At 34.2% G+C, this 2,358-nt stretch carries 3 protein-coding genes; 1 reads left to right on the top strand and 2 read right to left on the bottom strand.

The annotated features are described in order from the left end of the window. On the bottom strand, positions 1-1,083 hold a 1,083-nt coding region (gene gpmI / locus AACY61_RS12525), incomplete at its 3' end, for a 2,3-bisphosphoglycerate-independent phosphoglycerate mutase (protein ID WP_339611917.1). Between the two features lie 204 nt (positions 1,084-1,287). On the opposite strand from gpmI, the gene AACY61_RS12520 reads away from it, so the two are divergent. Beyond that, the gene (locus tag AACY61_RS12520) at positions 1,288-1,983 is read left to right on the top strand and encodes a murein L,D-transpeptidase catalytic domain family protein (RefSeq protein ID WP_339611916.1); all 696 of its coding nucleotides are present in this window, start codon (positions 1,288-1,290) and stop codon (positions 1,981-1,983) included. Here the strand turns inward: AACY61_RS12520 and AACY61_RS12515 are convergent. After that, on the bottom strand, positions 1,969-2,358 hold a 390-nt coding region (locus AACY61_RS12515), incomplete at its 5' end, for a L,D-transpeptidase family protein (RefSeq protein ID WP_339611915.1). The genes AACY61_RS12520 and AACY61_RS12515 overlap by 15 nt on opposite strands.

Below are 2,358 nucleotides of genomic sequence, written 5' to 3'. Positions count from 1 at the left end.
AGCTACTTTGGGGGAGTTGCACATAATTCTTCTTTCTCCTTTAAAAGGTTCTTCCCGACCTCCTGAAAAGAAAAATGTTACATGAGGGTATTTTTCTGTTTCTGCGATACGAATTTGCTTTTTCCCTGCTTTTGAAATAATCTCTCCCAATGTATTATTAATATTTTCTTTATTGTAAACAACATTTATGTTTTGAAATGTGTCATCATAATTGGTCATTGTCACAAAGTGAAGGGGTATTTTGTACATGCCATATTTTGGAAAATCATTTTGGGTAATTACTTCAGTAAGTTGCCTTCCTCTGTCTGTTCTAAAATTAAAAAAGATTCCCACATCGTTGGGTTCTATTGTGGCTATAGGATTGTTGTTTTCTGTTATAACAATTGGGTTGATAAATTCATCGGTAATGCCGTTGTCATAGTTTTGTTGCATACTTTCAAGGGCATTGACAGAATTTGTTCCTTTACCATTAACAAGCAAATCGTAGGCTTTTTTTGTTCTTTCCCAACGTTTATCACGGTCCATTGCAAAATATCTCCCGATGATTGAAGCCAGTTTTCCTCCTGAAATTTTTAAATGGTCTTGTAACTCTTTGATAAATCCTTTACCAGATTGTGGGTCAACATCACGGCCATCTGTAAATGCATGGACAAAAACATTGTTTACACCATTCTTTTGTGCTGCAGTAAGAAGCCCCTTAAGATGATTGATATGTGAGTGAACCCCACCATTAGAAACCAAACCAATTAAATGTACATTCTTGTTATTACTTTTTGCGTAAGTGAATGCATTTTTAATACTTTTCTCTTCTCCTAACGTATTGTTTTTTGTTGCCAAATTAATTTTTGCCAGTTCTTGATAAATAATTCTTCCGGCACCCAAATTAATGTGACCCACCTCACTATTGCCCATTTGACCATCAGGGAGCCCAACATTTAAGCCATCTGTGCGCAATTGAGCATTAGGATATTTTGAGTATAAAGAGTCAATAAAGGGGGTGTTTGCTTTTTCTATAGCAGAGACTTCAGGGTTTTGAGAAATTCCCCATCCATCCAGGATCATTAAAAGTACTTGTTTGTTCATATATTGACTCTATTTTGCAAAGGTAGCAAGTATTTTTGATTGCAAAATTTTAATCCTGTGATTCCTATAAGAAAACGCTCATTTATCCGTTTAAATGCATGAAAAAGAATGTTTTTTTACAAATCACTCATAAAATATTTTGATTTTACAGAATTATTTTTACTTTTGGAAAGCCCGAAATTAAAATTAACCTAAAGAATACGAATGACTTACAGATTAATCCCCGTTTTGTTGTTATGCTTGCTTACATTTACAACAAATTCAAACACCGCTAAAGTTTCCCTTACTGAACTTCCGTTCAATACACTTTCAAAAGCTGAACTGGTTTACGAAAACTTAAATGCGAAGGAATTTGATTTACCTTCCTTTCCTAGTTTTACACAAGCTTTAAACGGTTACTTCAAACTTAAAGAAACAGGTAAATTACAAAAAAGTTTGCTAACAGTGGTTGACTTTAGTCTTTCTGCCAATGAAAAGCGACTTTGGGTAATTGATTTGGAGTTGAAAGAAGTTTTGTATCAAACCTATGTTGCACACGGTAGAAATACCGGTAGTGAATATGCTAAATCGTTTTCTAATGTTCCAGAATCTTTTCAAAGTAGTTTAGGCTTTTATGCTACTGCTGAGACTTATTATGGTAAACACGGTTATTCTTTGCGACTGGATGGTTTAGAATCTGGTATTAATGATAAAGCACGAGAACGTGCAATTGTTATACATGGAGCAGATTATGCAACTGAAAACTTCATTAAAACCTATGGAAGATTAGGCAGAAGTTTAGGGTGTCCATCTTTACCACAAGAAGAAAGTGAAACGATTATAAATACTATAAAAGAAAAATCTTGCTTATTTATTTATTTTCCTTCAGATGATTATGTTTCAAAATCACAATTGATTTGACAGAAGTTCATAAAGTTTAAAATCTTTTTCATATAAGTCGTCTCTAAAATGAAGGAATTCATTTTCACTCCAAGCGGTCCAGTACAAAAGGTGTACCTGTACGTCTCTTTTCATCCTGGCTTCAGTGGTTTTATTGGTTTTCACCAACTTTAAAATTTCTTCTAAACTCCATTTGTCTTTATCCTCTAACAAATAGGCAGATAATTCAAACGGATTTTGAACTCTCACACAACCCGAACTCAAGGAGCGGTTTGCGCGATCAAAAAAACTTCTTGAGTTGGTGTCGTGTAAATACACCGCATAATTATTAGGAAACATAAACTTTACAAGCCCAAGGGAGTTGTAAGTTCCAGGGCTTTGAACATATCGATAAGA

Origin of the sequence: uncultured Planktosalinus sp., from assembly GCF_963973675.1 — a bacterium.
Lineage (GTDB): Bacteria > Bacteroidota > Bacteroidia > Flavobacteriales > Flavobacteriaceae > Planktosalinus.
The sequence above is the reverse complement of the archived record's forward strand: the minus strand, read 5'-3'. Positions and strand labels throughout refer to the sequence as shown.